The organism is Psychrobacter sp. Rd 27.2 (assembly GCF_001921755.1).
GTDB classification, from domain to species: domain Bacteria; phylum Pseudomonadota; class Gammaproteobacteria; order Pseudomonadales; family Moraxellaceae; genus Psychrobacter; species Psychrobacter celer.
The window spans coordinates 18,361-42,101 of sequence record NZ_MRYB01000016.1; the positions used below are offsets into that span (position 1 = coordinate 18,361).

Consider the following 23,741-nt stretch of genomic DNA (forward strand, 5'->3'; position numbering starts at 1 on the left):
AAAGCGCAAAACCGTCATATTTACTTAGAGTAACCAATCTGCATAATAAAGAAAAGCGGTCGCAGCACCCTGTTACTATAAATTGACGTAGGTGTGAGGTTACAAGCGATTTTTGCTGCGTGCCAAGCTTCTAAAGGATGTCGCTACGACTCTAAAACCTTATCCAGCTCTTTGATAAAACGACGAATACGCTCTGCATTTTTGCCCAAATCGCTGCCACCAATTCGTGATTTACTACGAATATCGACCAGCCGCTTGCTACCTGCATCGGTGATACGTATCACCACATCGTCCTGAAAACCAAACCAAGGCGTCGTATCTGTTGCCTCCACAATACCGGTGTCTGCGTCTATCACCACCAGCTCCCAGCCCAGATTGCTGGCGGTTTGTTCGCAGGCTGTGAGCAGCGTAGATTTGGATTGTGGGTAGCTTAATGTGCTCAAGTCAGGATAGGCGATGCGCTGCTGTGCTGCGCTCTCGGTGCCAGAGTATGTCGCAGGGTTTGGCGCGTCAGCCCGCAAAGGAATGATGGCCACAAATTTAGGCGGGTTGGTAAGGTCGGTTGAAATATCATGAATGGGTGGTACGCTTTTGGCTTTGTGCAGCATGGTGAGCGGTATGAGGATCGAGCTGCTCGCTAGCAGCATAGTGATGATGGTGGTGCGAAAGCTGAGCGTGTGGCGTTTGAATAACGCTTGTAATAGCAACATGATCAGTGCCGCACCGCCTGCGAGCATTGCCAAGCTAAATCCGGCAAAGGCGGTACCCAAATCCACGACGCCATATTTATATAATGGCCCTGGCAGTACGACCAATAACAAACCCATCAGGCTGACGAAGCTGATAAAAATTTTCATCAAATCTCTCTATGATTGTCTATTGCTGTGAGTAGCCAGCCATGCTCTGTGACAGATAGATCAGGCATAGAGCCGATAGTAGCAGAGGTGTTTCTACTTCATCAATCTGATAATACTGTCCATAATACTGCTGAATGCTTGCTTCATCTACTGAGAAGGGTGGTCCGTCTTTTTTATCTTGATCATAAATAAGCGTGAGTAATAACTGCGACCCATAGCGTAAAGGTGCGTCCTGCCAGCTGACCTTTAGCCGAATGATGCACCCGTGATGGCGCGTCAGTTAATTGACCATATATTCGCTAAACTCTTTACGCAGTTTGGCAAGTTTGGGCGGGATGGCAAAGTTGCAGTAGGCTTGGCCTGGGTTTCTATTAAAAAAGTCTTGGTGCGACTCTTCAGCCTTATAAAACGTCATAGCAGGATGGACTTCTGTGACGACGTTGACGCCCATATCGCGCAGTTTGTTGATGGTGCGATCGACGGTTGGTTTTTGCTCATCGTCTGTATAGAACACCACGCTACGATATTGACTGCCGACATCATTGCCTTGACGATCTTTGGTTGTGGGGTCGTGAGTGGCAAAAAACACATCAAGTATCACCTCCAGAGGGACAACAGTGTCATCAAAATCGACTTTGATAACCTCCACATGACCTGTAGTGCCGCTACAGACGGCCTCATAGTTGGCCGATACTGCGTCGCCGCCCATATAGCCTGAGGTCACGGACGCTACCCCTTTTACGGACAAAAAGACCGATTCGGTGCACCAAAAGCAGCCACCGCCTAAGATAATGGTTTGCATAATTTTTCCTATTATTATAAAGAGATGATCAGGTTATATAATCACTTCACTCTAAAAGTGACATAGCGCTACTGGTGTAAATGTTGGTCGCAGATGGTCGTGTTTCAACTTTCAACGACCTGCTTAAAGACTCTATCAACTCAATGATACGGTTGGTTTAACGACTGCTTCAATCATTAATTGATTGCCCTTAGCATGACCTATTTAGCTTAGCAGGGCATCTGATGGCGATAAGTAACAAACAGTAATGTTATAATGGGCTTTTGCTATTATCAAAACGAGTCGCCCCATGAGCCAATCCAATCCTGCCACTATCAAGCATGACACTTTATTTACCACACCTCTCGATAAAGCGGCGCGCTTTTCTTTTGATGAGCAGGTGGTGGCGTGTTTTCCAGATATGATTCGCCGTAGTGTACCAGGTTATGGGCAGGTGCTGGCGATGTTGCCTATTTTTGCTCGGCGTCATTGCAAGTACCGTCAGCAAGGCGATGATGGCCGCCGTGTCAGCCGTGTGTATGATTTGGGGTGCTCACTTGGTGCGGCTAGCATGGCGCTGGCTGGGGAGTTTGCGCCGCAGGATTTACAGATTAAAGCGATAGATATCTCGCCTGCGATGACCACAAAAGCGGCGACTGTGCTCAATGATAACTATCCTGAGCACGATATCGAAGTCGTCACCGCCGATATCCGCGATGTGACACTTGAGCCATGCGATATGGTGATTTTAAATTTAACGCTACAGTTTTTGCCAGCCGCCGATAGAGTGGCAGTGTTAGAGAATATCTATAACGCACTGAGCGAGGGCGGTATATTGGTGTTGACTGAAAAAACCCATGCGTTTGATGAGCAGTATGATGCGTGGCTGGTTGAGCGCTATTATGACTTTAAGCGCGCTAATGGCTATACCGAGATGGAAATCAGCGGCAAGCGTAATGCGCTAGAAAACGTCCTTATCACCGATACCTTAGACGGGCACCATCAGCGTTTGGATAAGGTGGGTTTTGCACGGCATCTGACGTGGTTTCAGTTTTTGAACTTTGTCTCGATTGTGGCGTTTAAATAGCCTTTCTTTGAGGACGCAATTTTTAACCTTACTTTTTGATCCACATGGTAATTCGCTTTTATGCTTAATGACACTATCTTGCGCGCCGAACGTGAGCTGTATTTGACCTTGCTAACACTTGCGCAGCAGCAGCCGACGGCTTATGAGTGGCTGACCCAGTTGCCAACATGGCTGGGTGCCATCAAAGACAAAGCCAACTATGCGCACGCGCCGGCTTATCAGGCGTCGGTGGCGCGTTTGCCAGAATTGGTCGTCGATGCTGCCCATCTAAACACTGATGTATTGACCATTGAGGCAAATCTGAGTGACTCGCAGCGCAAGCAAACAACGGCGCTGTTAAAGCAGCTGATGCCATGGCGCAAAGGGCCGTTTCAGATCGGTGGTCAAATCGGCGATGATGCGTCAGGTATCAAGATCGATACCGAGTGGCACAGTGATTGGAAATGGCAGCGAGTTGCGCCGCATTTGGGCACCTTAAAAGGACGGCGCGTGCTCGATGTCGGCGGCGGCTCTGGGTATCATGGCTGGCGTATGGCAGGGGCTGGCGCGGAGACGGTCATTATCATCGATCCCTCTTGCTTGTTTTATCATCAGTTTATGGCGATTCGGCATTTTGTCGGCGCGGCTGATAGTTATAAAACGCATTATATCCCCGTCCCACTCGAAGCCTTACCTGAGCACAGTCAGCTATTTGATACGGTGTTTAGTATGGGAGTGCTCTATCATCGCCAGTCACCCTTTGAGCATTTGCAACAGCTAAAGGGGCAGCTGGTCAAAGGCGGCGAGCTGGTGCTTGAGACGTTAGTAATCGAAGGCGATGCCAATACTGTACTGGTGCCGCATGACCGCTACGCGCAGATGAATAATGTGTACTTTTTACCCTCTGTCGCAGCGTTAATCGGCTGGCTTGAAAAAGCAGGGTTTACAGACGTGCGCTGCGTCGATGTGGCCATGACCTCGACCAATGAGCAGCGCCAAACCGAATGGATGACGTATCACTCCCTAGCAGATTTTTTAGATCCTAATGACCGAACAAAGACTGTAGAAGGCTATCCTGCCCCGATGCGCGCGACCATTATTGCCAAAAAATAGCACAGTAAAACAGTGCAGTGTTTAGTCGCTGTTTAACCGCTTCGAACCCATTTGGATGACTGTCGGTTGAATTGAGGATATGCCCTAGAGCATTGGTTAGATCAACCATCTCTCAAAGGCGACCTCTAATAAGAGCTTGAGTAAAAAGCCCACAAACCCAGCACCCAGTGCCAAAAAGATCCAAAACGTCCCAGCGCGTCCAGCCTCAGATTTTTTAGAGATGTCCCACATAATAAAAAATAAAAAGGCGATAAATATTGGTAGTAAGACGTACAATCCCCAGCTGGTGATGGTACTAGCAGCAATAGCAAACATAAAATAGTCCTATAAAGTGGTGACGCGTTGTCTGATTGTCTTTATTATTTTATCGTCTGGATGATGACAGGCGACTCGGCTCCGATGGGACGTATTGCTTCACTACAGCAAGACAGCAATACAAACCATCATTATAGCGTGGAATGTACTGGGTATAAACTACCACAAAGCCTTGGACAACAGTAACGCTACAATCATAATGCTCGATGTTTCGTCACGCTTAGCGCAGTGCGCGCCGTCTTTATCAGATAGCCAAGGGTGAGGGGCAAATTGGGCTTAAAGTGTTGTATTTTGACACTAATTTCATCGTAAATAGTGCAATACAGCACAAAGATTGTTATATTTATAGGTTACTTGTTTTTTAGTACTAATGTCTCTTTTGCCTAGCCCGTCGTTATTATAATAATCCCATATCGACTGCTCGCATTCGTCATGTTTTATACCGTTTTTGTTGTTTATTTAACTGAGTTTATACCCTATGTCACAAGCCCAAATCGATACCTTAACCGCATTATTTGACCAAGCTGTTCAAACCTTACAGGCGCAAGACATCTTGCCTGCTGATTGGCAAAACAATAGCCAGATTACCCGTACCAAGGATTTGAGCCATGGTGATTTTGCCAGTAACATCGCGCTGACGGCAGCCAAAGCAGCCAAGAGTAATCCGCGTATGCTGGCAGAAAAAATCGTCGCCGCGTTGCCTGATAATCAAGACATCCGCCAAGTCGAAATCGCCGGCCCTGGTTTTATCAATGTGTTTTTGAACAGTGATGCCAAGTTTGCAGTATTAGCAGATATCTTTGAGCTACAAGACCGCTTTGGTCTAAGCGAGCAATTTGCCGGGCAAAAAATCCAAGTCGAGTTTGTCTCTGCCAATCCAACCTCAAGCCTGCATGTCGGTCATGGCCGCGGCGCAGCGTTCGGTATGAGCGTGGCCAATTTGCTAGAGGCGGTGGGGTATGACGTCACGCGTGAATACTACGTCAATGATGCTGGTCGTCAAATGGATATTTTGGCAACCAGCACCTACTTGCGTTATTTGCAGATCAATGGCGAGCAGGTGACTTTTCCGGTCAATGGCTATCAAGGCGAGTATGTCCGAGATATCGCACAGACTCTAAAGGTGCAGCATGGTGACAGCTACGTTCATCCTTTCGCTGACGTCGCCAAAGACGTACCAGCAGATGCTATCTTTGATACCAATGCCGATGGTGAAAAAACACTGGTATCAGGCGACAAAGAAGCGCATATCGATGGTCTGATTGCCAATAGCAAATCCTTGCTAGGTGAGGGTTATGAGCTGTTTTTAGACGCGGCGCTGAGCAGTATCTTGGCGGATATCAAAGATGATTTAAATGACTTTGGGGTGCGTTATGAGTGCTGGTTTAGCGAGCGCTCAATCGATAGCGAGATCGAGCCCGTCTTACAGATACTAGACGACAAAGGCTATCTGTATGAAAAAGATGGCAATATTTGGTTTAAATCGACCGATTTTGGTGATGAAAAAGACCGAGTGGTACGCCGCGCCAATGGGCAAACGACGTACTTTGCCTCTGATATTGCTTATCACAAAAACAAGTTTGACCGCGGCTTTGATAAAGTCATCAACGTCTGGGGCGCAGACCACCATGGTTATGTCCCGCGGGTAAAAGCGGCGCTGACTGCGCTTGGCATCGATGAGGCGCGCCTCGATGTGGTATTGGTACAGTTTGTGGCCTTATGGCGCGGTAGTGAAAAAGTACAAATGTCGTCACGCTCAGGCAAATTTGTCACCTTGCGCGAGCTGCGCTCTGAGGTGGGTAACGATGCGGCGCGTTTTTATTATGTGGCGCGTAAGCCTGAAGTGCATGTGGACTTTGATCTGGAGCTGGCCAAGTCGCAAAGTAAAGACAACCAAGTCTATTATATTCAGTACGCGCATGCGCGTGTCTGCCGCGTGTTAGAGAAGCTTGAAAACAGTGGCTTTGTGGTAGATGATGCCATCGGTCAGGCGCAGCAAACGAGGCTAAGCGCTCCGAACGAAGATGAGTTGATCAAGCTGCTAGCAGGCTATCCTGCGACCTTGGCGCGCGCGGCGACTGGCTACGAGCCGCACGTCTTGACCAATTATCTAAAAGAGCTGGCGGCGCTGTTTCATGGCTGGTACGACAGCAACCGCATCTTGCCGGTGAGCTTGACATCAGGTGAGACACCAAGCACTGATGAGATGGCATTGATGCAGGCGCGTCTACGGTTGTCAAAAGCGGTGCGTCAAGTATTGTCCAACGGACTTAATTTGTTAGGGTTGTCTGCCCCGTCTAGCATGTAGTATAAAGAGACGGCTGATAAGCGTAATTTAATGATAGTTAAATTCAGTAGGGAGAACCAGATCCATGCTAGCCAAAAAACCTAAAGGCGCGACCGAAAAGCGCAAAACCAGTAGTGTGTCAGGCTTATTATGGATGTTCGTCGGGGCGATACTGACCTTGATGATTGGGGTGTTTATCTACCTCTCGCCATTGTTTGATTTTAGTCCAGCAGATAGTGCCGCCGGCGATGACCCAGACCGTCAGGTACAGCCGCGTGTCGATACTGACACGGATAATGGTGATTATGAGTTTTATGACATATTGCCCAGTCAAGAAATGGCGACGATTCCTGATGAAGACATCGCCGAGGTGGGCAACAGTGCAATAGGCGATATCAATGCCTTTGAGCCGGATGTGGTCGTCACTCAGCCGCAGGATAGTAGCGCCAGTCGTGAGGATGAGTCAGGCAATTTCGGTATCGCGGATGGTACAGCGACAGCGCCTAATCAGGGCAATGGCGCGGCAACTGGCGAAAACAGTGATGAGATTGTCATTGTCGAAGAAGACGCCACTTACGATGGCCCTGCGCCTACTAGCAATAGTAATGGCGCTAACCGTAGCAATAACTCAGGTGCCGGGACCGCTAGCGTACAGGCTGCCAAACCGGCAGCTACCTACATTTTGCAGATCAATAGCTTTGGTGATGCTGATGAAGCAGATCGTCGCCGCGCCCAAGTACTGATGGCAGGTGTCGATGCAAGAGTGGTAAAAAACACCACAGGTAATGGTTTGCCCATCTATCAGGTCATCTCACGGCCGATGAATAATCGTCAAGCGGTGACCACCGCCCAGCAGCGCCTACAAAATAACGGCATCGACTCTATCATCGTCGAACAGCGCCGCTAGCATCGGCAGCTTAGGAGGATGACTCGTTTATAAACAAAGGCGTCGCTTACTGGTACGAGCGACGCCTTTTTTATCGTTTATTTTAGGGCGTGTCTTCAATTCACTTGATAGCTATCTAAATGGGCTAAAATGGCCAAATTTTATCAAAAATCATCAAACAGCTGGTCAATATTCCGATATTAACGGTGCTATTTTCCTTGTTTGATCGCAATTTATCTCCAAAACTTACAAAGAGCATGGCTATGACTGTATCGCACGCAGTAGCACCCCACGGTGTCATTAAGGCTTTTTTTCAAAAGTATTTTATTGATGCTTTTACTGGCATGGCGTTGGGCTTGTTTGTCACCTTGATAGCTGGTCTTATTATCTCGCAAATCGGTGGTTGGTTAAATTTGCCAGCACTGGTGGCTGTCGGCAAGCTGGCTTCAGTCATGATGGGGGCGGGTATCGGCGTGGGTATTGCGTACTATCTAAAAGCACCGACGCTGGTGATGCTCAGCTGCTTGGTCGCTGGTATGCTCGGTGCCCACTCCGAGGCGCTAATGGCAGGGACGCTATTTACCGCTCAGGTAGGTGCTCCTGCGACTTTTGTCGCCATACCCGGCAATCCGATTGGCGCGTATTTGGCATCGGTATTTGCGTATCGCGCTGGTACATGGATCGCAGGTAAAACCAAACTCGATATCTTATTGGTGCCATTGGTGGTATGTAGTGTGGCGTTGCTGGTTTGTGCCCTTCTTAATCCGCCCATCGTCGCTGCCGTCAGCGCTATTGGACAAGGTATCCAAGCAGCCACTGAGCTGCAGCCTTTATTGATGGGGATTGTGATTGCTGTGGTGGTGGGGATTTTGCTGACACTTCCCACCTCCAGCGCGGCTATATGCATTGCTATCGGGCTTGGCGGGCTGGCAGGCGGTGCGGCGGTGGTGGGCTGCGCGGCGCACATGATCGGCTTTGCAGTAGCGAGCTTTAAGGACAACGGTGTCAGTGGGGTGATCTCTCAGGGGCTTGGCACCAGTATGCTACAGATTCCCAATGTACTAAAAAAACCACTAGTGCTATTGCCTGCGGTCATCGCGAGTGCCATCGTCGGCCCTATTGCGACCGTCGGCTTTGGGCTGGCATGTACCGCAACTGGCGCTGGCATGGGTACGGCGGGGTTGGTCGGGGTGTTTGGCGTCATCGAGGCCTCGCAAGGACTGATGAGCACCGCACAGCTATGGACGGCGATTGTGTTATTGATGTTTGTGCTACCAGCCGTGATTGCCGGTGTTGTCGCTTATGTGATGCGGCGTATGGGCTGGCTGGTAGAAGGTGATATGAAGCTACCTTAAGTATTACTATGATGGTTATGCATACCGCAAAAAAGCCCAGTTTATTTATAGCTGGGCTTTTTATCTGAGTGCTTTTATTATCTAAACCACTGGCCTTTACTAACGGCGTACATCAACAGGCGCGCCGCCTTTTGGCCAATCTTTGTCTTTGTTGGCTTTGACTGGGCGCGGCAAGTGGGTGAAGTAGCTGGCCACATCGATGGCTTCTTGATCGGTTAGGGTATTGCCTTGACCAAACGGCATTTTACCTTTGACAAAAGCTGCTGCCTTATAGGTACGCGCCATACCTGCGCCGTCGTTGAATGAATTTTCACCAGCGACGGCAGGATATACATAGGTGCCGTCGTCATTGTATTGACCTTCACCATTGTCACCATGACAAGTGCTACAGGTATTGGCAAATATCTCCTTGCCTTTGACGGGGTCTGGGGTCAGCGTGTTGTCGACCTTGACAAACCCACGGCCTTCTGGCGATACCCCTATTGGCATATCTTGTGATAGCCATGTCATATAAGAGATAAAGGCATTCATCTCCTCTGAATCTAGATCCAGTGGCGTGCCGTTCATCGAACGCTGAAAGCAGCCATTGACCCGTTCTTGTAACGAGTTGACGCGAGCATCACGCGAGCGGTAAATCGGAAAGATACCCGGTAGGCCATTCCACGGTGCGGCATAGGCTTCTGAGCCATTGGCTAAGTGACAGCTGGTACAGTTGAGCTTGTTGCCGACGTTATTTGGCAGCTCTCGGTACGTGTGATTGGCAAGCTCCAACCCTCGGCGGACAGCGGCGCCATACTCATTATCAGGGATGGTCGACTCATCTGGCATGCTGATGTTTAGTTTGGCACCGGGGTTTGCAGCCATGTCGTTTTTAATCTCAGCGGCGCGTGCTTCAAGCGATTTGACGCGGGCGAGGGCTTCTGCTTCTTCGACACGGTCCACGGCCTTGGTCTCTGAGTCGCTACAGGCCGTGATGCCAGTGGCACCGACAGCCACGATAGTCGCCAACAAAAAAGGCGACGGTATTGCTAGAAATTTTTTCACTGGAATATCCTTATTATAAAAGATAATATCTGAATATATATTTATATGGTAATTTAACCGTTATGATGATAGAACTGTGCCTAATCTATGTCTGGAATAAGTGCTGCATCAATAAAAAATCAAGCCGAATATTTAGCTGGTAAATAACAATATAAATAGATAATAAGCAGTAAGTTGCTAGAAACATAATTGTAGCAAATATAACGTGTTAAAGTATATAAATACGTAAAGTGTCACAGATTATGCGCAAGCGTCTACTCGCAAATAAGGTCAAAATCGCCAATCATAAACGCAATGCTATCGATAGCGACAAACCGAAAAAAGGCGCTTAACCACACATGGGTTAAGCGCCTTTTTGTGTCAATTCTAAGTACAATCAGTAGGTAACTGTCTCATGTGCGATGAGTGTCAATTTGGCTTGCTGCGCCTACGCCGACAGAAGCGATGCAAAACTGCCCTCAGTCGTACTGTGTCTGTTTTATAGTGAGGCGACTCCAGATAGAACAAGAAAAAGTTATCTGCCATGATTGGGTTTTTTGGCACGTCTCGGTTTGAGCTTACGTGAGAGTTTGTTGGCGTCGTTTAGTATCTGGCTATATGCTGAGGGAAAGACGCGCTGTACGGCATCGATCATTTTGGCATCGTTGCCAATCAGGCAGCGGCGCTGGTTGGTCGCTACCGCCTGCAGAATGAGCCAAGCGGCCTCACTGGCATCGAACTTCAAAAACTTATTAAAACTTCTGATGGCTTTGGGGCCAGTACGCATGCCGATGTCGTTGATGCTGTCATTACCGCGTGCACTATTGGCGATGTTGGTTTTGATACCACCTGGATGGATACAGGTCGCTGATACGCCGCAGCGCTGGATATCGAGCTCTTGGCGCAAGCTTTCGGTAAAGCCGCGCACTGCAAACTTGCTGGCATTATAGGCAGATTGTGAGGGCTGGGCGGTCAGTCCAAAGAGACTGGAGATATTGACGATATGACCATGCTCAGAAAACTGTCGGGCGTTTTTGTCTGTGTGATTGCTATTGTCCGTTTCAGTGGCTTTGACACTATTTTTAATCAAAGGCAGAAACGCCTTGGTGCCATAGACCACGCCCCAAAAATTAATATCCATCACCCATTCAAGCTCGCTGATACTACTGCCTTCTACGGTAGAATACAGCGCCACGCCTGCATTGTTAAAGATAAAATTGACTTTGCCGTGCTCATTCATCACCGCCTCTGCCCAAGCTGCGACGGCTTTTTGGTCTGAGACATCAAGTACTGTGGTGCAAGCGTCGATATCGTAGCCGATGAGCAGCGCTTTGGTCTGCGCCAGCTGCTCAGGATTGATATCAGATAGGGCAAGGTGACAGCCCATTTTTGCCAAATGAATGGCAAGCTCACGGCCCATACCAGAGCCTGCGCCCGTGATAGCAGCGACATGATCGCGATAGTATGGCGCGATGTCGTGATTTTTTTGAGAGGCGATAGGAAGGTGGCAGCGTAGTGAGCTTGCCATAGTGGCCATGTGGTTGAGCATAATAAACAATCCTTTGTCATCATCATTCTGGTGGGTATCTAAACCTCATGTCGCAGGCGCGCTATCGCTACCAAAGATACGGGCTTAGAAGGATAATCTACCTTAGCATGATTTATGCGTCTCCCTGACAAGGTTTGATAAACGCCGCTGTCATTTTTTATGGGTTTCTTATGGGTTTTTTATACGCCTTTTGTGCGCTTGGGCATATATATTTATGCATACAGACGAGCCGACACAAAAAAGCGCCTGAGCATTGCTGCCAGACGCTTTTTTAGGGTTATTGTCAAGATAGCCTACCATTTGTCCTGCTATCTTTGGTCATGCTCAGATTAAGCGATTTTAGGCGTTTTGCCTTCATTGATGACTGACTCATCGACCATCACGGTTTTGGCGTTTTTCATCGATGGTAGCTCATACATGGTTTCTAGCAAGGCGTTTTCTACGATAGAGCGCAGACCACGCGCGCCTGTTTTGCGCTCCATGGCTTTTTTGGCGATGGCATCGAGGGCTTCTTTGGTAAACTCAATCTCAGCGCCTTCCATATCAAACAAATACTTGTACTGTTTGACCAGCGCGTTTTTTGGCTCGGTCAAGATTTGCACCAGCGCTTCTTCATCCAGCTCTTCGAGCGCGGCCAGTACCGGCAGACGACCGATCAGCTCAGGAATCAAACCAAACTTAATCAAATCCTCAGGCTCGACTTGCTGAAGCAAATCTGAGCTACGGCGGCTGTCGTCTTTTGAGCTGACATCCGCATTGAAACCGATACCGCCTTTTTCGGTACGTTGCTGAATCACTTGGTCGAGGCCAGCGAATGCACCACCAACGATGATGAGGATGTTGCTGGTATCGACTTGGATCAGCTCTTGCTGTGGATGCTTACGGCCACCATGAGGCGGGATAGCAGCAACTGTGCCTTCGATTAGCTTGAGTAGGGCTTGCTGTACGCCTTCGCCCGATACATCGCGCGTGATAGACGGGTTGTCGCCTTTTTTGCTGATTTTATCAATCTCATCGATATAAATGATACCTTGCTCAGCTTTGCTCACATCATAGTCAGCCGCTTGCAGTAGTTTTTGCACGATGTTCTCGACATCTTCACCGACGTAGCCTGCTTCGGTCAAGGTGGTGGCGTCGGCCATGGCAAAAGGCACGTCGAGCAGGCGCGCTAAGGTTTGCGCGAGCAGTGTCTTACCAGAGCCGGTCGGGCCAATCAGCAAGATATTGCTTTTTGCCAATTCAACCATGGCATCATCAGCGCCAATCTTGGCTGTTTTGTTGTCATTGGCCAAAGTCTGGCTGACTTTTAGGCGTTTATAATGGTTATAAACCGCCACCGCCAAGGCTTTTTTGGCCGCGTCCTGCCCGATGACATACTCATCAAGCTTGGCGCGTATCTCTTTTGGCGTTGGTAGTTTTTTATTGACCCACGAGGTGTCAAGATCGCTATCGTCGCTCTGCTCGGCGCTGTCTGCGATTAAGTCGGTACATAGCTCGATGCACTCATTACAGATATTGGCGTCGTCAGAGGCAATGAGCTGTTGTACGTCACTTTTGGCTTTGCCACAAAATGAGCACTGTGGGGTGTTATCTTCTGCCATAAAAGGCGCTCCTAAAATTTAAAGCTTATAAGTATTCTGAGTATGTCCATCAATGCCCAAACAGCAAGTGCTCAGGCATAAAATGTAACAAAATGGCTGCGGATATCGCGATGATGGCGCGGCGCCCAAAGCCTACAACGAAGTCGGACGACGCTCTAGTACTTCATCGACCAGACCGTACTCTTTGGCTTCTTGCGCATCTAGCCAAAAGTCACGTTCGACGTCTTTTTCGATTTTCTCAAGCGGCTGGCCGGTGCGCTCAGCCAAAATGCGGTTTAGGCGATCACGGATTTTGAGGATTTCACGGGCATTAATCTCGATATCGGTCGCTTGACCTTGCGCGCCGCCTGATGGCTGGTGAATCATCACGCGCGCATTGGCAAGTGAGTAACGCTTGCCTTTTTGGCCTGCTGCCAATAGGAATGAACCCATGCTATACGCGCCGCCCATACAGATGGTCGATACTTCAGGCTGGATAAAGTTCATGGTATCAAAAATTGCCAAACCGGCACTGACTGAGCCGCCTGGTGAGTTGATGTATAAATGAATGTCTTTGTCTGGGTTTTCTGCTTCCAAAAATAGCAACTGAGCAACGATAAGATTGGCCATGTGGTCTTCGACTTGACCGGTCAAAAAGATCACACGCTCACGCAGCAAGCGCGAGAAAATATCAAACGAGCGCTCACCGCGTGAAGACTGCTCGACCACCATGGGTACTAAGGCAGATTGCGGAGCGCTTTGGATGTTTTGTACGTCGTTGTGCGCACTCATCAACATATCAAAATGCGGGTTGGCGGTGATGCGATCATAATCTGTCATAAAGATGTCCTATGTATAAGTCCATAAAATAAAGGGTTTGAGGGTAGCGAGTGGCCAAGCTTTGCTGACGGCTTATCATTGTAAATACGGCCGTTTATACCTAATACGAGCCAGATGCCAAAAAGCTATTGCTATAAAACCATCTAGGTGTCGCTAAAAAATAATTGAGCTAATGGTAACTTTTTTATTGAGGTAATAGTAACTTTTTAATGTGAAAATTGATAAATGACTGTCTATTAATAAGGCGTCTGCAACCATTTATCAAGGGGTTGGTCATAAACGATGATGAAAAACACTCGATAAAAAGCCAGTCAGTGTGGGCGTACGCGCCAGTACTCTATCCATCAATAACTATCTACCAAGAAAAATGCCCTAACACAATGGTTAGGGCATCTTTGTATTACCTTAGCCGTCGTCACCAATGGTCATCCGTACTTAGCGATGATAGTAATGGTCTGGCTGGACGACTGAGCAACATTACATCGCTTGCTGCTGCTGAGCGGCGAGCAAGTCTTGATAGCTGACTTCTTTGTCAGTTACTTTACCTTGGCTAATCAAATAGTCGACCACTTGGTCTTCTAGTACCACAGACTCGATGTTGGCGCGTTGCTGCTTGTCATTGGTATAGTACTCGATGACTTCGCTTGGGTCTTCGTAGTTTTCTGCCGCTTCTTTGATGAAGTTTTCGACACGCTCTTGGTCGACTTCTAGGCCTTTGGTGTCGATGACGCGAGCGACGATGATGCCAAGACGGGCAGCACGTAGCGCTTGCTCTTCAAACAGCTCATTTGGCAGCATGTCTTTGTCAAAGCTGTCAGCGCTGGCACCGAACTGCTGAGAAAAACGCTGCATCATCATGTTGCGCTGACGCTCGATTTCTTGCTCTAGCATGGCGTTTGGTACGTCAAACTCGTTCTTTTCTAGCAATGCATCAAACGTCGCTTGCTTGACTTGGCTACGCGCAGCGTTTTTGATTTCGCGTTCCATGTTTTTGCGTACGTCTTCTTTTAGCTTCTCAACGCCGCCTTCGGTCACGCCAAATAGCTCTAGGAACTCGTCGTCGATTTCAGGTAGCTTGGCTCTTTCCACCAATTTTACATTGATTTTGAACTGTGCTTCTTTACCGGCTAGGTTTTCTGCTTGGTAATCTTCTGGGAAGGTCACATCGATGACTTTTTCTTCGCCAGCTTTCATGCCTTTGATACCCGCTTCAAAGCCAGGAATCATCTGGTTGCTACCGATGACCAATTTGAAGTCTTCCGCTGAGCCGCCTTCGAATTTTTCGCCGTCGATAGAGCCTTCAAAGTCAAAGGTCACTTGGTTGTCTTTGGCTGCTTTGCCTTTCTTTTCAACATACTCTTGACGCTGCTTTTGCAAGTTTTCGATCATGGTGTCGACGTCTTCGTCACTGACGGTCGCCGTGTGACGCTCAACTTCGATTTCATCGATACCTTGTACGTCGATTTCTGGGAAGATCTCAACAGTGGCTTGATACACCAAAAAGTCGTCTTCTAGTTTGACGTCGTCGATGTTTGGCATGCCAACGGCGCGGATGTCTTCAGCTTTGATCGCTTCAAAGACCGTATCACGGATCACATCGTTGATCACTTCTTGCTGGATGCCAGCACCGTACTGTGAGCGGATGTGCGACATTGGCACTTTGCCTTTGCGGAAACCGTCGATTTTGGCGGTTTTCGCCACTTGGCTGATGCGGCCTTCTACTTTGTTTTGGATTTTTTCTACGGGGACTTTAACCGTCAGCTGAGTCTCTTTATTAGATAGCTTGTTGGTTGTGACTTGCAAATCTGTAGCCATGTTAATTACACCTTTAGGGTTAAATAATAATGATAGACAATCGCACCTCAAAATACGGGCGTGTGCTGCTGATTGCCGTTGGAATAAATAGGGGATAGTGATAGCGCGCAGTCGCTCAGCTGGCCTTTAAGCAATCGCCTCAGGCGTCCCTATAACCTAACTGCGCCAATGCCATAAGGCCAAGCGCCGTCAGGCAGCGTTTGAGTACACGCTATCAAATATCAATAATAAACCGTTTATGCCGCGCATAATAACGCTTTTTGCTGAATTATACAGGCAAATAACGGCCTTCAACAAAATTTTAAAAGTAGAACAGTATAATCTATCTGTTTATTAAAGTAAAAATTATCTGTTTGCCTATAAAGCGTTCTCTATTTACCTCATGTTTGATGACATGCATCAGTAGCGCTAACGCTGTTTTAGAGCGCGTCAACTGTCATAGCGCTAGCTGCGCCAATAACTGCCGAATGGCTTGGCCGCGGTGACTGATGTTGTTTTTGTCAGCGGCGCTCAGGCTGGCGGCCGTCGTTTGTAGCTTGGGCAGCCAAAACAGGGGGTCGTAACCAAAGCCGCCGTCGCCTTGCGCTGCCTGCAAGATCTCACCATGCCACAGACCTTGGGCGATAATCGGCAGCGGGTCATCGGCATGGCGTACCATCACCAGCACACAAACAAACATACCTTTGATAGGCGTATCTGGCGTGGCGGCGCGAATAGGCTGCAAATCAGCGATGAGCTTGGCGTTGTTTTTAGCATCATTGCCATGCTCGCCTGCGTAGCGCGCCGAATAGATGCCAGGCGCATTGCCCAATACGGGCACGCATAATCCTGAGTCATCTGCAATGGCAGGCAGGTTGCTGGCTCGGCTGGCATGCCGCGCCTTGATGATGGCGTTTTCTACAAAGCTCAACCCATCCTCGATGGCATCATCGATACCGAGCTGGCCTTGTGGGACGATCGTCACATCCAAATCTGCCGCCGCAAATAGACGTTTAAACTCAGCAAGCTTGCCTTTGTTATTACTGGCGAGTACCCACTGGCTGGCAGCGGTTGCCTCATTTTGCGATGGTACGGGGTGACCAGATAGCCGGACTGTGGTAGTGCTCATAAAATCATTCCATCAAGTCGAGGGACAAAAAAGACGTTACCAGTAAATGAGTTAGGCTAAATAGAGTAGGTATGCATAGTGGTTCGCATCCGCCCATTTATTATACCGGTTAAGCCCAAACAACCCGATAGCGTGGCTCGATAAATAACCAATTGCTATACAGGTTGTATCGTCCATAACATTTAGTAACTGATATTGCTGCGTACTGTTGCTATAATAGGTGCCAAGATTCAGTGAATGATATCTTATAGCTTGTAAATATTAAGTTAATAAACGCCCGCAAAGTCAAAGACTTGGCTTTCGGGCAAAAAATAACACTAATGTTACTTTTGGATTCGTGACAATACGTGATATCGTGAGTAAAAATATCATGTATTAAACGACAAAAGTATTAAGCGATAAAATTCATCTCAAACAATAAACTCAGCCAATTTAGCTCGGTATGTTGCTTGCCTCTTTGAGGCAGGTGAGATAGGAGCGGCAAATAAGCAAGGATAAAATAATTATGTCAAACATTACTCTACCAGATCTACCTTATGCAAAAGACGCGCTAGAGCCACATATCAGTGCCGAAACACTAGAATACCATCATGACAAGCACCATGCCGCGTATGTCAATAAACTAAACGATTTGCTACCAGGCTCTGGTCTAGAAGACAAAACATTGCCAGAGATCATCGAAGCCACGGCAAAAGATGACAGCAAGCAAACCATGTTTAACCAAGCCGCGCAAGTATGGAACCACACGTTTTACTGGAACTGCATGACCCCAGAAAACGGCGGCGGCGAACCGACTGGTGATCTCAAAGCGAAAATCGAAGAAGATTTTGGTAGTTATGACAAGTTCCGCGAAGAGTTCAAAAACGCAGCAACCTCACAGTTTGGTTCTGGTTGGGCTTGGCTTGTCGCTGATAAAGTCGGCGGTAAACTATCAATCGCGAAGACTGGTAACGCTGATAACCCATTGGCACACGGTCAAGTCGCGGTATTGACTTGTGACGTATGGGAGCACGCTTACTACATCGATTATCGTAACCGTCGTCCTGACTATGTAGATACGTTCCTAGACAAACTTGTGAACTGGGACTACGCAAATGCGAAATATAAAGGTCAAGATGCGGGTGTTGAGAAATAATCTGTAGTCACTAAGTATTTGAATTACTTTATAATTAAAAAAGAGGACGCTGAGAGGCGTCCTTTTTTTTGGCTGCTCTTTTATGTTCTGCTGCTGTTAATACAGCTTCACTTTACAATGACTATTTATATCTTTTACTTAGAGTTGTCAGCTATTAACGTTCTTATTTCATGGATTGATAATGTCTTGTCTTTCTTTCTATGAACGACACAATGACAGTTTGCGCATAAAGGAATTAAGTCGGTTTCTGGGTCTATCTCTTTAGGTGTTTCAAATTCTGAAACAGGAACTATATGATGAATATGAATAAAGCCTTCTGCATATTCTCCATAAAACTCTCCAAAGTTAAATCCGCAAGCAGTACAAGAGTCACCGTGAATAGCAATTGCTTGTTTTCTATATTTAGGATTTCTTTCGTATGTAGTTACATAGCGTTTTGATGCTTTACCTTCACTGAAAGATTCAAGCGAATCTTGATAATGTTCTGCATTTTTATCTGAGATATAAGCTGTTTTTTGCTCTGAAACCTTATTGATCCTGCTTTTAGAGATAATCAGCTGATAAGTATCCTCATCGATAGCTCTTACTCCATCGCGCCAATAATTGGATTTTCTCGAATCAGGGATTGTTTCTAAGTATTTGGACTCATATTTTGCTAAAACAGCTTCTTTAAAGGGTATGAAATCAGTAATAGTGGCAAAAAAATCATTTTTACTACTTTCTTTGTCGGGGTAGGTTTTACCGATTTTAGCAATAGCGAAATAGTGTGGCGCGTCAGACAACCTTTTATTAGAAAATTTTTTGTTCTTCAATGTTCCTTTGTAATAAATGACTTTCGTACCTGGTTTGAGGTACTTTTGGTATCTTTTCGGGAAATGATAAAGAACACCAGTTTCATCGGCCCAAGCCGATTCGTCATTTTCAGTTATTATTGTATACACGCTATGTCCTTATGTTTCAAAATTAGCAATAGTATGAGTGCTATAAAAAGAGGTTGGTTTTTAATTAGGTCCATAAACTCTGTTAGATCACCTCAAACCCAAACCTACCCAACGCCTCTCTCAATATCGCAATATTATAATAAGCATGCGCCTTGACGGTGTTTTGAAAGAAGATATAAAGGGTATCAAAGTGCTGGCGTTGATTGGCAATGGCTTGCGCCCAGTCCTGCATCTCAGCCTCAGAGTAGCGATAATCATGACGATCAGCGGCGCTCATCGCATCCCACCAGTTTAAATTATTACCATGCATACGCAGATAACCAGTACGCTCGGTAAATATCAAGCGCGAGGGCGGTAGGCCGCTGACTTTAGGATAATCGACGCTACCCCAGATCAGACCTTGTTTGATAAAGCTATCGACCACTTGCGGGGTGTGCCAGCCATTATGACGAAACTCAACCGCTAACGGATAGTCTTTAAACCAACTGACCAGATTGGCCAAATACAGCCGATGCTCGCGAGTACGATCAAAGCCGTGGGGGAATTGCAATAGTAGAGGCGCGAGCGCATCGGCTTCGATGAGTGGGGATAGGGCGTTTAAAAACGCTTGTGCGTGCTCGCTTGTGCCTTTGCGCGCATGGGTAAAGTCTTGATGCAGTTTTACCGCAAACTTCAACTCGCTATCGGCTTGTACGTAGGCTTTATCGATCATACCAGCAAAGGCTTTTTGGCCGATGGGCGCGTAAAAGGTGCTATTGATCTCGACCGCGCCGTATTGACGAGCATATTCGCGCAAAAAGTCTGTCTTTTTGGTGCCGGCTGGGTACAGCGTACCAAGCAAGTCGGTATCGCTATAGCCGCCGGTGCCAAGATAGATACGCGGTGTCGGGGTACCGTCCATGTTGACCACCCTTTATCGTTTTTAATGTTTATTGCTACGCTTATTTTTTACGTGACCATAGCCATTCGATGAGTGCCAATAAGGCGTTGGTGTCCTTATTACCGCTCAACTCACGCAAGATAGCGGCGCGTCCGTCATTAAACAGCGACTGCGCATAGCTGGTCGCCTGCTCAACCCCCATCAGTTTGACATAAGTGGATTTATCCAGTTTTTCATCGCTGCCAGCAGGTTTACCAAGGGTGTCGGTGCTGGTGGTGACATCCAAGATATCGTCTTGGACTTGAAAAGCCAGACCAATATGCTGGGCGCATTCTTGTAGCGCCATGCGCGCTTGCGCGGTCGCGCCAGCACAAATCCCGCCCATCAGCATCGCCGCTTCGATGAGCGCGCCGGTTTTATCACGGTGGACGGCTTCTAATTGGCTTTGGGTAATGTCGGGGTTGGCTTCGGCATTGAGATCCAGCGTTTGCCCTGAGACCATACGGCGAGCGCGCGGCGCAAATACCGCGAGCAGCTGACTGGCAATCGCGGCATCAAATGGCGCAAAAGTCGGCAGCTCTGCGGTCAGTACCTCAAAGGCGAGGGTTTGGAGCACGTCCCCTGCCAGTAGGGCAGTTGCCTCGGTAAAGACAATATGTGCGGTTGGCTGACCACGACGCAGCGCATCATCGTCCATACAGGGCAAGTCATCATGCACCAATGAATAGGTATGTAATAGCTCGACGGCCAATGCTGCTCGGCGCGCCATATCATAATCGGAGTCGTTTTCTAACAGGCTTTCTAATAGAGGGTTTGCCGTGCGGCCTTGCGTCATGGTCTCAGAGGTATCTGGGCTGATAGGCTGTGCCTCGCCATGCCAGCGATTATCATTCACGCTGGCGAAGGCGCTGGCGACCAGTAGCGGACGCACCAGCTTACCTTGCCCCGTCATCACATATTGGCAGGCATCCAGCAGCGGGCTTGGCAGCTTGGCATACGCAAATAACACCTCGATATCTTTGGCAATCTGCGTGCGCACAATCTGATGAAATTGCTTGGTTTTATTATTGATATGGTGATCAGTATTATCATGCGCGCCGTCATTTATACGCAAAAAAGACATAAAGCCAGAAGTAGGAGAGACAGTCATAATCCAACCATTTATAAAAGAGACAAGAAAAATAGCGATAGTGTAGCATGATAGCTGGCCCTGCTTATGAAGCGCGTAATATCCGCGCCAAATTTTTGGCAGTTTTTTGTCAAAGAGCATGCTAAAAAACACAAGAGGCAATGTCATCTGCACTGCGGTACGCCCTGCAGCCAACCCTCGTTACGTATTGCCCGTTTTATTTAGTGATTGAATGTGTTGTGATGAGGCGGCTGTCCACTGAGTATACAACTGGTCACTTAAAGCACATTAGTCACTAGGTAAAGGCGAGTCTCGACTTAAGAGTGACTTGTGAGTATGGTATTAGCTTGTGACAGTGAGGGGCATAATCCCCTACACTAATTGCCGTGGAAATGGGCTGATAAAGGCAGTCGCCGGCGTGAGTGAGCCGGACTGCCCAAACCGTCATCGCTGCATCTACATGCGATGGCGCTCCCCAATCAGCACCGACAGCCGTAGTAGATACCTGTAATATATAAACAAAGCGCCAAACGATGTTGTACAAGCGACGTAAAAATAAGTACATTACTATGAGCGCTGGATAACAAAGATATCTTCACTGTGCGCCCGCTAGTGGTTTGTCGTCATGACGATGTTTGTCTTGGTGGCAGCATCGGCGCACAGTGCTATTACCCATTTTACTAACAGTAACTGGCTATTGATTGTAATCCAAAACGTAGCTTTCGTTATATAGCAAGGAGTTTCAAATGGTATACCAAGGAAATCGCATCACGGTGACAATGCTAGAAGATGGCATCGCCAACATGCAATACAACGCCGAAAATGAGAGCGTGAACAAGTTTGATGCCGAGACCAACAAGCAGTTTGGCGAAGCGGTCAGTGCTTTAGAAAAAGCCGATGACGTAAAAGGCCTTATTGTCACTTCAAGCAAAGGCGTGTTTATCGCGGGCGCTGATATCACAGAGTTTGTTGGCTCATTTAAAAACCCAGAAAACGAGATCAAAGACTGGGTGGTGAGTATCAATGATACCTTTAACCGCTTTGAAGATTTGCCATTTCCAAAAGTAGCTGCCATCAATGGCGCAGCGCTTGGCGGTGGTTGTGAGATGACCTTGGTGTGTGAATATCGCGTCATGAGCGACAAAGCCATCATCGGGCTGCCAGAGACTCAATTAGGTATCTTCCCGGGCTTCGGCGGTACGGTGCGTAGTACGCGTGTCATCGGTATCGACAATGCGCTTGAGCTAATCGCTACAGGTAAGCCAAAAAAACCACTAGAAGCTTTAAAACTAGGCTTGGTAGATGCGACCGTCTCTGCTGATGATTTGCAAGACGCCGCGATTGACCTGGTCAAAAAATGTATCTCAGGTGAGCTTGACTGGCAAGCCAAGCGTGAAGAGAAGCTGAATCCTGTAAAGCTAAACCAGCTTGAGCAAGCGATGGCGTTTAACAGTGCCAAAGGCATGATCTTCTCTAAAGCCAATCCGAAGCAGTACCCAGCGCCTGCGATCGCGATCGAAGCGATCGAAAAGCATGTCAATCTGCCACGTGATAAAGCAATCGAAGTCGAAGCAGCAGGTTTTGCCAAAGCGGCAAAAACCCCGCAGGCTGAGAGCTTGGTCGGTTTGTTCTTAAACGATCAGTTGGTCAAAAAACTGGCCAAAAAACACAGCAAAAAAGCACATGAAATCAATGAAGCGGCCGTGCTTGGCGCAGGTATCATGGGCGGCGGTATCGCGTATCAGGCAGCCAGTAAAGGCTTGCCAATCATTATGAAAGACATCAAGTCTGAGCAATTGGATTTGGGTATGGGCGAGGCCAGCAAGCTACTTGGCAAAATGGTCGAGCGCGGCAAGATGACCCCAGCCAAAATGGGCGAAACGCTAAGCCGTATCCGTCCGACTCTGAACTATGGTGACTTTGCTGAGACTGATATCGTTATCGAAGCGGTGGTCGAAAATCCAAACGTCAAACGTGCGGTACTCAAAGAAGTCGAAGGTCTAGTAAAAGACGATGCGATTTTGGCATCTAATACCTCGACCATCTCTATTACTTATCTAGCTGAAGCACTTGAGCGCCCAGAAAACTTCGTCGGTATGCACTTCTTTAACCCAGTACACCGTATGCCACTGGTAGAAGTGATCCGCGGTGAGAAGTCATCAGAAGAAGCCATCGCGACCACTGTGGCATTGGCCTCCAAGATGGGCAAGGTGCCAGTGGTGGTCAACGACTGCCCAGGCTTCTTGGTAAACCGTGTCCTCTTCCCATACTTTGGCGCGTTTGATTTGCTGCTCAAAGAAGGCGCTGATTTCGTCCATGTCGATAAAGTCATGGAAAAATTTGGCTGGCCGATGGGTCCTGCTTACCTAATCGACGTTGTCGGTCTAGACACGGGTGTACATGGCGCAGAAGTGATGGCAGAAGGATTCCCTGACCGCATGAAGCCTGATTATAAAGGGGCGATCGAGCATCTATATGAAAACGAGCGCTTAGGTCAGAAAAACGGCGTCGGTTTCTATAAGTACGAAACCGACAAGCGCGGTAAGCCAAAGAAAGTCGCTGATGACGCCACTTACGAGCTACTTAAAACCACGACAGATAGCGACAAAAAAGAGTTTGATGATCAAACCATCATTGACCGCACCATGCTGGCTTTCTGTAATGAGACCGTACGCTGCCTAGAGGACAACATCGTCAGCACGCCAAGTGAGGCCGATATGGCGATGATTATGGGCGTTGGTTTCCCGCCGTTCCGCGGTGGCCCTTGCCGTTATATCGACCAAATGGGTCTCGATAACTACTTGGCACTATGCGAAAAATACGCGCACCTTGGCAAAGCCTATGAAGCGCCGCAAAAGATTCGCGACATGGCAGCCGCTGGCGAGACTTTTTACGCCACAGCGTAACGAGCATACCGTATTAGGATAAGTGGGGTGCGTTTGCTGACGTCGCTATCGGTGATAAAAAATAGCAGACGCACCGTTTTGGTCGGTTTCATCAGGTCTGGCCTGCCGCGACAGCATTCAGATAGTTATCGTACTGATGTACGGATCGCGTGATAGATGGCTATAGAGCCTGATT

The 23,741-nt window shown here is 47.9% G+C and carries 20 protein-coding genes; 7 read left to right on the forward strand and 13 right to left on the reverse strand.

The features are described 5' to 3' along the window. Positions 1-143: 143 nt before the first annotated feature. From BTV99_RS11565 to msrA, 3 genes are read right to left on the reverse strand one after another with little or no spacing between them, the layout of a single operon-like run. A complete protein-coding gene (locus tag BTV99_RS11565; RefSeq protein WP_075102517.1) occupies positions 144-857 on the reverse strand; it encodes a DUF1499 domain-containing protein in 714 nt (237 codons plus the stop codon). Between the two features lie 19 nt (positions 858-876). Beyond that, on the reverse strand, positions 877-1,137 hold the full coding sequence (locus tag BTV99_RS13235) for a hypothetical protein (protein WP_083608642.1): 261 nt from the start codon (positions 1,135-1,137) through the stop codon (positions 877-879). Then, positions 1,138-1,659: a peptide-methionine (S)-S-oxide reductase MsrA gene (gene msrA / locus BTV99_RS11575; protein WP_075102518.1), complete on the reverse strand. Its 522-nt coding sequence runs from the start codon at positions 1,657-1,659 to the stop codon at positions 1,138-1,140. Positions 1,660-1,948: 289 nt separating this feature from the next. On the opposite strand from msrA, the gene cmoA reads away from it, so the two are divergent. After that, positions 1,949-2,725, forward strand: coding sequence for a carboxy-S-adenosyl-L-methionine synthase CmoA (gene cmoA / locus BTV99_RS11580; RefSeq protein WP_075102519.1), 777 nt, complete (start codon positions 1,949-1,951; stop codon positions 2,723-2,725). A gap of 60 nt (positions 2,726-2,785) precedes the next feature. Further along, positions 2,786-3,817 (forward strand): tRNA 5-methoxyuridine(34)/uridine 5-oxyacetic acid(34) synthase CmoB, encoded by a 1,032-nt coding sequence (gene cmoB / locus BTV99_RS11585; RefSeq protein ID WP_075102520.1) that lies wholly within the window; start codon positions 2,786-2,788, stop codon positions 3,815-3,817. Positions 3,818-3,913: 96 nt separating this feature from the next. Here the strand turns inward: cmoB and BTV99_RS11590 are convergent, their stop codons facing one another. Continuing rightward, positions 3,914-4,132, reverse strand: coding sequence for a DUF2788 domain-containing protein (locus BTV99_RS11590; protein WP_075102521.1), 219 nt, complete (start codon positions 4,130-4,132; stop codon positions 3,914-3,916). 478 nt (positions 4,133-4,610) lie between these two features. Between BTV99_RS11590 and argS the strand changes: the two genes are divergently transcribed. From argS to BTV99_RS11605, 3 genes are all read left to right on the forward strand, one after another. Continuing rightward, complete coding sequence (gene argS, locus BTV99_RS11595) at positions 4,611-6,440, forward strand: arginine--tRNA ligase (protein WP_075102522.1); 1,830 nt, start codon at positions 4,611-4,613, stop codon at positions 6,438-6,440. A gap of 64 nt (positions 6,441-6,504) precedes the next feature. Further along, positions 6,505-7,326 carry an SPOR domain-containing protein gene (locus tag BTV99_RS11600; protein ID WP_075102523.1) on the forward strand — a complete coding sequence of 274 codons (822 nt, stop codon included), beginning with the start codon at positions 6,505-6,507 and terminating at the stop codon, positions 7,324-7,326. Between the two features lie 242 nt (positions 7,327-7,568). Beyond that, the gene (locus BTV99_RS11605; protein ID WP_075102524.1) at positions 7,569-8,660 is read left to right on the forward strand and encodes a PTS transporter subunit IIC; all 1,092 of its coding nucleotides are present in this window, start codon (positions 7,569-7,571) and stop codon (positions 8,658-8,660) included. A gap of 99 nt (positions 8,661-8,759) precedes the next feature. Here the strand turns inward: BTV99_RS11605 and BTV99_RS11610 are convergent, their stop codons facing one another. The 6 genes from BTV99_RS11610 to rdgB all read right to left on the reverse strand — a co-directional run bounded on the left by BTV99_RS11610 (position 8,760) and on the right by rdgB (position 16,575). Beyond that, complete coding sequence (locus BTV99_RS11610) at positions 8,760-9,704, reverse strand: c-type cytochrome (RefSeq protein ID WP_075102525.1); 945 nt, start codon at positions 9,702-9,704, stop codon at positions 8,760-8,762. Positions 9,705-10,218: 514 nt separating this feature from the next. Continuing rightward, entirely contained in the window at positions 10,219-11,232 is a 1,014-nt protein-coding gene (locus tag BTV99_RS11615; RefSeq protein WP_075102526.1) for an SDR family oxidoreductase, read from the reverse strand. A gap of 329 nt (positions 11,233-11,561) precedes the next feature. After that, positions 11,562-12,833: an ATP-dependent protease ATP-binding subunit ClpX gene (gene clpX / locus BTV99_RS11620; RefSeq protein WP_075102527.1), complete on the reverse strand. Its 1,272-nt coding sequence runs from the start codon at positions 12,831-12,833 to the stop codon at positions 11,562-11,564. Between the two features lie 132 nt (positions 12,834-12,965). After that, entirely contained in the window at positions 12,966-13,604 is a 639-nt protein-coding gene (clpP, locus tag BTV99_RS11625; RefSeq protein ID WP_172953052.1) for an ATP-dependent Clp endopeptidase proteolytic subunit ClpP, read from the reverse strand. 525 nt (positions 13,605-14,129) lie between these two features. Beyond that, complete coding sequence (gene tig / locus BTV99_RS11630; protein WP_075102528.1) at positions 14,130-15,467, reverse strand: trigger factor; 1,338 nt, start codon at positions 15,465-15,467, stop codon at positions 14,130-14,132. A 436-nt stretch (positions 15,468-15,903) separates the two neighbouring features. Beyond that, positions 15,904-16,575, reverse strand: a complete 672-nt coding sequence (gene rdgB, locus BTV99_RS11635) for an RdgB/HAM1 family non-canonical purine NTP pyrophosphatase (RefSeq protein ID WP_075102529.1) — start codon at positions 16,573-16,575, stop codon at positions 15,904-15,906. 505 nt (positions 16,576-17,080) lie between these two features. Between rdgB and BTV99_RS11640 the strand changes: the two genes are divergently transcribed. Continuing rightward, positions 17,081-17,710: a superoxide dismutase gene (locus BTV99_RS11640; RefSeq protein WP_075102530.1), complete on the forward strand. Its 630-nt coding sequence runs from the start codon at positions 17,081-17,083 to the stop codon at positions 17,708-17,710. Positions 17,711-17,844: 134 nt separating this feature from the next. Here BTV99_RS11640 and BTV99_RS11645 read toward each other — a convergent pair whose 3' ends face one another. From BTV99_RS11645 to BTV99_RS11655, 3 genes are all read right to left on the reverse strand, one after another. Next, positions 17,845-18,651, reverse strand: a complete 807-nt coding sequence (locus BTV99_RS11645; RefSeq protein ID WP_075102531.1) for an HNH endonuclease — start codon at positions 18,649-18,651, stop codon at positions 17,845-17,847. Positions 18,652-18,733: 82 nt separating this feature from the next. Beyond that, complete coding sequence (locus BTV99_RS11650) at positions 18,734-19,552, reverse strand: DUF72 domain-containing protein (protein WP_075102532.1); 819 nt, start codon at positions 19,550-19,552, stop codon at positions 18,734-18,736. Between the two features lie 40 nt (positions 19,553-19,592). Further along, positions 19,593-20,654, reverse strand: a complete 1,062-nt coding sequence (locus BTV99_RS11655) for a polyprenyl synthetase family protein (RefSeq protein WP_372046642.1) — start codon at positions 20,652-20,654, stop codon at positions 19,593-19,595. Between the two features lie 752 nt (positions 20,655-21,406). Between BTV99_RS11655 and fadB the strand changes: the two genes are divergently transcribed. After that, positions 21,407-23,566: a fatty acid oxidation complex subunit alpha FadB gene (gene fadB / locus BTV99_RS11660; protein ID WP_075102533.1), complete on the forward strand. Its 2,160-nt coding sequence runs from the start codon at positions 21,407-21,409 to the stop codon at positions 23,564-23,566. Positions 23,567-23,741: the final 175 nt, after the last annotated feature.

Bases quoted from the DNA above. Each gene is read 5' to 3' on its own strand.
- rdgB (WP_075102529.1), bottom strand. From the start codon at position 16,575: ATGAGCACTACCACAGTCCGGCTATCTGGTCACCCCGTACCATCGCAA.
- BTV99_RS11615 (WP_075102526.1), bottom strand. From the start codon at position 11,232: ATGCTCAACCACATGGCCACTATGGCAAGCTCACTACGCTGCCACCTT.
- msrA (WP_075102518.1), bottom strand. From the start codon at position 1,659: ATGCAAACCATTATCTTAGGCGGTGGCTGCTTTTGGTGCACCGAATCG.
- BTV99_RS11655 (WP_372046642.1), bottom strand. From the start codon at position 20,654: ATGTCTTTTTTGCGTATAAATGACGGCGCGCATGATAATACTGATCAC.
- tig (WP_075102528.1), bottom strand. From the start codon at position 15,467: ATGGCTACAGATTTGCAAGTCACAACCAACAAGCTATCTAATAAAGAG.
- clpX (WP_075102527.1), bottom strand. From the start codon at position 12,833: ATGGCAGAAGATAACACCCCACAGTGCTCATTTTGTGGCAAAGCCAAA.
- BTV99_RS11590 (WP_075102521.1), bottom strand. From the start codon at position 4,132: ATGTTTGCTATTGCTGCTAGTACCATCACCAGCTGGGGATTGTACGTC.
- cmoB (WP_075102520.1), top strand. From the start codon at position 2,786: ATGCTTAATGACACTATCTTGCGCGCCGAACGTGAGCTGTATTTGACC.
- BTV99_RS11600 (WP_075102523.1), top strand. From the start codon at position 6,505: ATGCTAGCCAAAAAACCTAAAGGCGCGACCGAAAAGCGCAAAACCAGT.
- BTV99_RS11640 (WP_075102530.1), top strand. From the start codon at position 17,081: ATGTCAAACATTACTCTACCAGATCTACCTTATGCAAAAGACGCGCTA.
- cmoA (WP_075102519.1), top strand. From the start codon at position 1,949: ATGAGCCAATCCAATCCTGCCACTATCAAGCATGACACTTTATTTACC.
- BTV99_RS11565 (WP_075102517.1), bottom strand. From the start codon at position 857: ATGAAAATTTTTATCAGCTTCGTCAGCCTGATGGGTTTGTTATTGGTC.
- BTV99_RS11650 (WP_075102532.1), bottom strand. From the start codon at position 19,552: ATGGACGGTACCCCGACACCGCGTATCTATCTTGGCACCGGCGGCTAT.
- BTV99_RS11605 (WP_075102524.1), top strand. From the start codon at position 7,569: ATGACTGTATCGCACGCAGTAGCACCCCACGGTGTCATTAAGGCTTTT.
- clpP (WP_172953052.1), bottom strand. From the start codon at position 13,604: ATGAGTGCGCACAACGACGTACAAAACATCCAAAGCGCTCCGCAATCT.
- fadB (WP_075102533.1), top strand. From the start codon at position 21,407: ATGGTATACCAAGGAAATCGCATCACGGTGACAATGCTAGAAGATGGC.
- argS (WP_075102522.1), top strand. From the start codon at position 4,611: ATGTCACAAGCCCAAATCGATACCTTAACCGCATTATTTGACCAAGCT.